Raw genomic sequence first — 6880 nt, 5'->3', positions numbered from 1 at the left:
TCGGAATTGTTCGAGGCGCTGGCCGGCATCGAGCGGCTCGCCGCCGAGCTCGCCGCCGAGCGCGCCACCGAGCGCGATCTCGCCCGCCTGCGCACGCTTCAGACCCGCATGGAAGGTCATCATCGCAACGGCAAGCTCGACGAGTACTTCGCCATCAACGGCGAGATCCACGACACCATCGTCCGCATGGCGCGCAACACGCCGCTGCGCGAGGCGCACGTGACGCTGATCTCCCGCGCCGAGCGCGCGCGTTACCTCGCGCTCGGCGCCGACCGGTGCTGGAGCAATTCGGTCGACGAGCACGCCGGCGTCCTTGCCGCGCTCGAGGCGCGCGATAGCGAAACCGCAGGACGCCTGCTCGGCGCCCATGTTCGGCGCACCGGCACGGCGCTGCTCGAAGTCATCGCGGCCTCTCAAGCCAAGCAGACGGCGGCGCAATCATGAAGCTGCTGCTGCTCAACCCGAACACCAGCACCGCAGTCACCCAGTTGATGACGGATGTCGGGCAGCGCGCGGCTGCGCCCGGGACCGAGCTGATCCCCTGCACCGCGACCCGCGGCGTGCCCTATATCTCGACACGCACCGAGGCACAGATCGGCGGTGCCATTGCGCTGGAGATGCTGGCCGGGCAGCATCGCAAGGTCGACGCCGCGATCATCGCCGCCTTCGGCGACCCCGGCCTGTTCGCCGCGCGCGAAACCTTCGACATTCCCGTGGTCGGCATGGCGGAAGCGGCGATGCTGACCGCCTGCATGGCCGGACGGCGTTTCGCCATCGTCACCTTCGCCCAGGCGCTCGGCCCCTGGTACGAGGAATGCGTCCGCGCCCACGGGCTGTGGGAGCGCTGCGCCAGCATCCGCATGCTCGATACGCCGTTCCAGGCGATCTCCGAGGTCGGCACCGAGAAGGAGGATGTGCTGGTCGATCTCGCCCGGCGCGCGATCGTGGAGGACGACGCGGACATCTTGATTTTTGCAGGTGCGCCGCTCTCGGGCCTCGCCGAGCGCGTGGCCGACCGGATCCCCGTCCCAGTCGTCGATCAAGTCATCGCGTCGGTGAAGCAGGCCGAAGCCCTGGTCGCGCTTCGCCTGCGCAAGGCAACCGCAGGCACGTACCGCCGGCCCGCCGCCAAACCCACCCTTGGTCTTGCCGATGCGCTCGCCGCCCGGCTCGAGCATCGCGATAACTAGGGGAGCTGCGGCCAGCGATGCGAAAAACCAAGCTTGTTCTCAATCGCACGGCCGAAGGCAAACAGGCGGGATTCGCATCCCGGAGGTGCAATGATCTGGATACCGAACGGCAGCTCGTTCTCGGCTCGGGGGGCCGGCAGGGTCAGCACCGGGAAACCGACCAGCGACACGATGAAGGTGACGGCGAGATAATCGATCGGCGTCTCCAGCGCCGCGCCATCCATCGTGGTGACGTCGCTGATCTCATTCGGCCAGGGCAAAACGGACGCCGCCGGCGCCACGAGGGAATCGGCGCGGCTGAACAGCTCGCGAAAGCTGCGATAGATCGCAGTGCGGCGACGCTCGGCATTGAGATAGTCCTCCGCGGAGAGCTTTGCGCCCGCCTCGATATTCCAGATCACGGTGGGCGTCAGCTCGGCGCGGCGCGACTTCAGCAGCTCGCCATAGCCGTTGGCGATGTGCGCGGCGCGCAGCGTCCGAAATGCCTCGATCGCACCGCCGCAATCGGGCGCGGACGGCACCACATCGGCCACGGCTCCGAGCGCCTCGCAGGCCGCGGCGAAACGTGCACGGACATCGCGCGCGACGGCCGCGATCCCGAAATCGGGCGTCGCTGCGATCCGGGGACGCACTGCAACCGGCCGATCCTCATTGACGACACCGATCGAGAGTGGGTCGTGCACATCGCCTCCCCCACAGATCGACAGCGCAAGCTCGAGATCGTCGACGCCGCGGGCGAGAAAACCGTGGGTGGCGAGCATGTCCCAGCCGAGGGGGCGATGCGGCGCCGGGATGCGACCGGGCGTCGGCCGGATCGAGGCGACGTCGCAAAAACTTGCGGGCGTGCGCACGGAGCCACCGAAATCGGTGCCATGGGCCAACGGCACCATGCCGGCCGCGACCGCAACCGCGGAGCCACCGGAAGATCCACCCGAAGTCAGTACCGGATCGAACGGATTGCGCGTCGGCCCGCACAATTTGTTGGTACAGACCGCGCCGAAGCCGAATTCGGGTGTGTTGGTCTTTCCCAGAATGATCGCGCCAGCGCGCCGCAATCGCGCGACCACGAGATCGTCTTCGGCCGGAATATGATCGCGGAACAGAGCCGATCCGTACGTGGTCGCAACCCCCGCAGTGTCGGTGAGGTCCTTGATCCCTATGGGCACCCCATGCAGCGGGCCGACCCGCGTTGGCGCGGCGTCGCAGATATCAGCGGCACGGCGGGCCCCCTCCGCATCGACAGTCACGAAGGCCGCCAATTGGCTATCAAGACTCGCGATCCGCGCCAGATGCGCCTCGACCGCGTCGCGCGAGGAGAGTTCGCCCTTCGCGAGGGCGCGTGCGAGGGCCGTGGCAGTGAGGTCGCAAACCGATCGATCCGACGTCATCACCCCACCATGCCAAACCTCGCGGCGAAAAGCGACCGGTGCGGGCATGAGACTTGCTTTCTACTCCGGGGCAACGGGAGGCAACACCATGGCTGAAGCGCAAGGCGGCCAATCGCTCGTGGTCGACGCCGTCACCCACCGCTATCCGAGCGGCGCGCTCGCGGTCGAGAACATCAATCTCAACATCAAAGGGGGCGAGATCATCGCCCTGCTCGGCCCCTCCGGCTGCGGCAAGACTACCCTGCTGCGCATCATCGCCGGCTTCATCGCGCAGACGCAGGGGCGGATCATCATCGGCGACGACATCGTCGACGCGCTACCGCCGAACCGCCGCGCGGTCGGCATCGTGTTCCAGAACTACGCACTATTCCCCCATCTCAGCATCAGCGAGAACGTCGCTTATGGGCTTGCCGCGCGCGGGATCGACAAGGCGACCCGCCAGCGCGAAGCACAGCGCTTGCTGGATCTGGTGCAGCTGCCGACCATGTCGGAACGGTTGCCACGGCAGCTCTCCGGCGGCCAGCAGCAGCGCGTCGCGCTGGCCCGCGCGCTCGCGATCAAGCCGTCAATCCTGTTGCTCGACGAGCCCTTTGCCGCGCTCGACAAGAATCTGCGGCTCGACATGCAGATCGAGGTCAAGCGGCTCCAGCGCGTCTCCGGCATCACCACGCTGATCGTGACCCACGACCAGGAAGAAGCGCTGTCGATGGCCGACCGCGTCGCCGTCCTGAGCCACGGCAAGCTCGAGCAGTTCGGGTCGCCGTCGGACGTCTACGACCGGCCGCAGACCCTGTTCGTCAACACGTTCGTCGGCGCCAGCAACCGCATGCCCGGCGTGGTCGTCTCGGCAGACCGCACGGCCGCAAAAGTCCGCCTCGATGCCGGCGCGGAAATCATTGCGCGTCCCGCCGGCGGCGCTCTCACCGAGGGCGGCCGCGTCACCGTGTGCATACGCCCCGAGCATCTGCAATTCGTTGGCGACGAGACCGGCTTTGCCGGCGTGGTCGGCATGTCGCTGCCGTTAGGAGCCACCGTCGTCCACGAGGTCACCACCGCGGACGGCTCCGGCGTCAAGATCTCCCAGGCGCGCATCGGCGAGACGCGCACCCTGGAGAGCGGCGCCGCGGTGCGCCTCGCGCCGCTCGCCCCGTCGCTCGCAAACGCTTTTCCTGCAACGCTTTGAATTCAGTTTTTGTCCAGAGGGAGTTCGACCATGATCATGAACCGCCGAAGCCTGATGACGACCGCACTCACACTCGGCGCCATGAAGGCGTTTCCCGGACTGAGCTACGCCCAGGCCCGCCCGCTGGTGTTTGCGACCTTCACCGGAAGCTGGGAGGAGGCGCACAAGGCCGTGCTGGTGCCGGCCTTTCGCAAGGCGAACGCCGATGCCGCGATGGTGCTCGACCCCATGCTCTCGGTCGACCAGATCGCCAAGGTGAACGCCGCCAAGGCCAATCCGCCGATTGACGTCATGCTGCACGATCCCGGCCCGGCCCTGGTCGCAATCGGCCAGGATCTGGTCGAGCCATACCCCGTCGAGAAGAGCGCCTATTACAAGGACCTGATCGCCGAGGCCCAGGAGCCGATGGGCCCTGCCCCCTTCTTTCAGGTCGTCGGCCTCACCTACAATCCGGAAGCCGTCAAGACGCCGCCGACCTCCTGGGCCGATCTGTGGAAGCCCGAGTTCAAGGGCCGCGTTGGCATCACCAACCTTAACTCGACGCTCGGCACCGGCTGGCTGGTCGAGATCGCCAAGATGCGCGGCGGTTCGGAAGCCAATGTCGATCCCGGCTTCAAGGCGATCGAGGAGCTGAAGCCCAACCTCGCCGCGGTCGCCGCCAATCCCGGCGCGCTCGCCACCCTTTTCCAGCAGGGCCAGATCGATATCTCGCCCGGCAATTTCAACGCCATCCAGATCCTGAAAGCGCGCGGCGTGCCGGTCGAGTTCGTGGCCCCGAAGGAAGGTGCCATCGCCTTCAAGACCACGATCCACATCGTCAAGAACTCGCCCAACCGCGAGCTCGCCTTCAAGCTGATCGAGGCGTCGTTGACCCCGGAAGTGCAGACCACGCTGATGAACCCGCCCTACCTGATCGTGCCGACCAATTCCAAGGTGGCGATGGGCGGCGAGATCGCGCGCGTGCTCGCCAAGGACACGGCCGAGCTGAAGCAGAAATTCGTGTTCCAGGACTGGAAGAAGATCAACGAGCAGCGCTCGGCCTGGATCGAGCGTTTCAACCGCGAGATCAAGATCTAGAGCTTCAAGGACTCATGATGGGCACAGCACCGGCATCACGAGACGTCACGTCCTACGGGATGGGATTGGCAGCGCCGCTGGCGCTGTTCTTCCTAGTGTTCTTCGTGGCGCCGCTGCTGCAATTACTGTGGCTCTCGTTGCACAACGACACGGCCGCGCTCCATTGGGGACTCGGCCAGTATCTGCACTTCCTCACCGATCCCTTCAGCCTCAGCGTGCTCGGCTCGACGCTGCTGCTTGGGGCCGAGGTGACGGCCGTCTGCCTCGTGCTCGGCTTTCCCATCGCCTGGCTTTACCAGCGGGTCGGGCCGCGGCTTCAGACCATCATCATCCTGATCGTGCTGCTGCCGCTTTTGACCAGCGTCGTGGTCCGTACCTTCGCCTGGATCGTCATCCTGGGCCGCCAGGGCATCATCAACGCGACGCTGCAATCGCTCGGCATCATCGAGACGCCCCTGAAACTGCTCTACACCCAGTTCGGCGTCGTCCTCGCGCTGGCGCAGGTGCAGATGCCGCTGATGACGCTGCCGCTGATCACCGCGCTCGGCCGGATCGATTCCAATCTCGACGACGCCTCCTGCTCGCTCGGCGCTGGAAGCTGGCGCACGTTCTTCCGGATCGTGCTGCCGCTGTCGCTGCCCGGCGTGATCGCCGGCTGCACGCTGACCTATGCCGCCGCGATCACGGCCTTCATCACCCAGTCGCTGATCGGCGGCGGACAGATGCTGTTCATGCCGATGTATCTTTACCAGCAGGCTTCGACCCTGCAGAACTGGCCGTTTGCCTCCGCAATCTCGATCATCTTTTTGCTCGCGGTGCTCGCGGTCGTCTCCGTCTTCACCACGCTCGGCCGCCTGTCGCGCGGCTATGGAGGTGCGTGATGAGCGGGCGCAAGCGCACCCTGGAGGCGTTCAGTTTCGAGCTGGTCATGAGCCTGATCGCCGCGATTGCGCTGATCATCATCATCGCGCCGTCGCTGGTGGTGCTGATCGTCTCGTTCACCAGCGGCTTCTCGCTGCGTTTTCCGCCGCCGGGCTATTCGCTGCGCTGGTACGCCGAATTGTGGAACGCCTGGCAGCTGCACTTCGCAGCCAAGAACAGCCTCATCGTGGCACTGTGGGCGACGGGCCTGTCCGTGGTGCTCGGCGTTGCCGCCGCGCTCGCGATCTCGCGCTCACCGACGCTGTCGGCGCGGCTGCTCGATTCCCTCTTCATGTCGCCGCTGGTTCTGCCGGCGCTGGCCTTTGGCCTTGCCGCGTTGATGCTGTTCTCGCTGGTCGGCCTGCCGGTGTCGCCGTTGACGCTGGTAATCGGCCACACCGTGGTCTGCGTGCCCTATGTCGTGCGCAATACGATTGCGGCGCTTGCCCAGCTGGAGCCGACCCTGCTGGAGAGCTCGGCCGTGCTGGGCGCCGGCCGCATCTACACGTTCCGGCGCATCGTGCTGCCGCTGATCCGGCCGGGCATCATCGCGGGCGCCTTCATCGCCTTCATGTCGTCCTTCGACAACGTGCCGGTGTCGCTGTTCCTGCGTGATGCCGCCACCGACATGCTGCCGATCCGGATGTGGCAGGACCTCGAGGGCAAGCTCGACGTCACCATCGCCGCGCTGTCGGGCGTGCTGATCATTGCAACCGTCGCGTTGGTCGCGATTATGGAGCGCGTCACGGGGTTATCGCGGCGGCTGACCAACTGATCAGGCGCCGCGGAACAGCGAATAGCCCCAGCGCGTGAATTTCAGCGGCAAGTGAAAATGCTCGTCAACATTCTTGATGCGAAAGCGGAACGGCGTCACCGTGAGAAACCCGTCGCGCTCGCCAAAGAACTCGCCGAGATGAAACAGGACCTCATACTCGCCCGCCGTCACGCCCGCCCCCTGCGCAACGGGATGATCGAGCACGCCGTTGACACCAAGCCGTCCGTCGGCGACGCGCAGCGAGTCCGGATCGATCCGCCAGATCTCGACGCGCAGACCCTGCGCCGGGCGTCCGCTCGCCACATCGACCGCGTGAATGGAAATGCCACCTGCCACAATGTTCCCC

8 protein-coding genes are annotated in these 6880 nt (G+C 66.1%); 6 read left to right on the top strand and 2 right to left on the bottom strand.

All coding sequences use genetic code 11. The features are described 5' to 3' along the window. Together IVB32_RS36755 and IVB32_RS36750 are read left to right on the top strand one after the other, a co-directional pair. A partial coding sequence (locus tag IVB32_RS36755; RefSeq protein ID WP_247412978.1) for an FCD domain-containing protein occupies positions 1 to 444 on the top strand: 444 nt, incomplete at its 5' end. Next, on the top strand, positions 441 to 1190 hold the full coding sequence (locus tag IVB32_RS36750; protein WP_247412976.1) for an aspartate/glutamate racemase family protein: 750 nt from the start codon (positions 441 to 443) through the stop codon (positions 1188 to 1190). The genes IVB32_RS36755 and IVB32_RS36750, both read left to right, overlap by 4 nt. Here IVB32_RS36750 and IVB32_RS36745 read toward each other — a convergent pair. Continuing rightward, positions 1187 to 2578 carry an amidase gene (locus IVB32_RS36745; protein ID WP_247412974.1) on the bottom strand — a complete coding sequence of 464 codons (1392 nt, stop codon included), beginning with the start codon at positions 2576 to 2578 and terminating at the stop codon, positions 1187 to 1189. The two genes, IVB32_RS36750 and IVB32_RS36745, sit on opposite strands and share 4 nt — an antisense overlap. Before the next feature lie 88 nt (positions 2579 to 2666). On the opposite strand from IVB32_RS36745, the gene IVB32_RS36740 reads away from it, so the two are divergent. From IVB32_RS36740 to IVB32_RS36725, 4 genes are read left to right on the top strand one after another with little or no spacing between them, the layout of a single operon-like run. Continuing rightward, a complete protein-coding gene (locus IVB32_RS36740; RefSeq protein WP_247412973.1) occupies positions 2667 to 3761 on the top strand; it encodes an ABC transporter ATP-binding protein in 1095 nt (364 codons plus the stop codon). Positions 3762 to 3791: 30 nt separating this feature from the next. After that, positions 3792 to 4838 carry an ABC transporter substrate-binding protein gene (locus IVB32_RS36735; protein ID WP_007608710.1) on the top strand — a complete coding sequence of 349 codons (1047 nt, stop codon included), beginning with the start codon at positions 3792 to 3794 and terminating at the stop codon, positions 4836 to 4838. Positions 4839 to 4855: 17 nt separating this feature from the next. Then, positions 4856 to 5719, top strand: a complete 864-nt coding sequence (locus IVB32_RS36730; RefSeq protein ID WP_085362425.1) for an ABC transporter permease — start codon at positions 4856 to 4858, stop codon at positions 5717 to 5719. Further along, complete coding sequence (locus IVB32_RS36725) at positions 5719 to 6534, top strand: ABC transporter permease (protein ID WP_018458752.1); 816 nt, start codon at positions 5719 to 5721, stop codon at positions 6532 to 6534. The genes IVB32_RS36730 and IVB32_RS36725 overlap by 1 nt, the downstream gene beginning before the upstream one ends. Here IVB32_RS36725 and IVB32_RS36720 read toward each other — a convergent pair whose 3' ends face one another. Further along, entirely contained in the window at positions 6535 to 6870 is a 336-nt protein-coding gene (locus IVB32_RS36720) for a hydroxyisourate hydrolase (protein ID WP_026233653.1), read from the bottom strand. Positions 6871 to 6880: the final 10 nt, after the last annotated feature.

It is taken from the genome of Bradyrhizobium sp. 23 (genome assembly GCF_023073295.1).
Lineage (GTDB): Bacteria > Pseudomonadota > Alphaproteobacteria > Rhizobiales > Xanthobacteraceae > Bradyrhizobium > Bradyrhizobium canariense_D.
Note: the sequence above shows the minus strand (reverse complement) of the source record. Positions and strands in the feature narration are given on the sequence as shown.

What these genes read in the sequence shown, in the direction of transcription:
- IVB32_RS36730 (WP_085362425.1), top strand. Translation starts at nt 4,856, where the DNA reads ATGGGCACAGCACCGGCATCACGAGACGTCACGTCCTACGGGATGGGA.
- IVB32_RS36735 (WP_007608710.1), top strand. Translation starts at nt 3,792, where the DNA reads ATGATCATGAACCGCCGAAGCCTGATGACGACCGCACTCACACTCGGC.
- IVB32_RS36750 (WP_247412976.1), top strand. Translation starts at nt 441, where the DNA reads ATGAAGCTGCTGCTGCTCAACCCGAACACCAGCACCGCAGTCACCCAG.
- IVB32_RS36745 (WP_247412974.1), bottom strand. Translation starts at nt 2,578, where the DNA reads ATGACGTCGGATCGATCGGTTTGCGACCTCACTGCCACGGCCCTCGCA.
- IVB32_RS36725 (WP_018458752.1), top strand. Translation starts at nt 5,719, where the DNA reads ATGAGCGGGCGCAAGCGCACCCTGGAGGCGTTCAGTTTCGAGCTGGTC.
- IVB32_RS36740 (WP_247412973.1), top strand. Translation starts at nt 2,667, where the DNA reads ATGGCTGAAGCGCAAGGCGGCCAATCGCTCGTGGTCGACGCCGTCACC.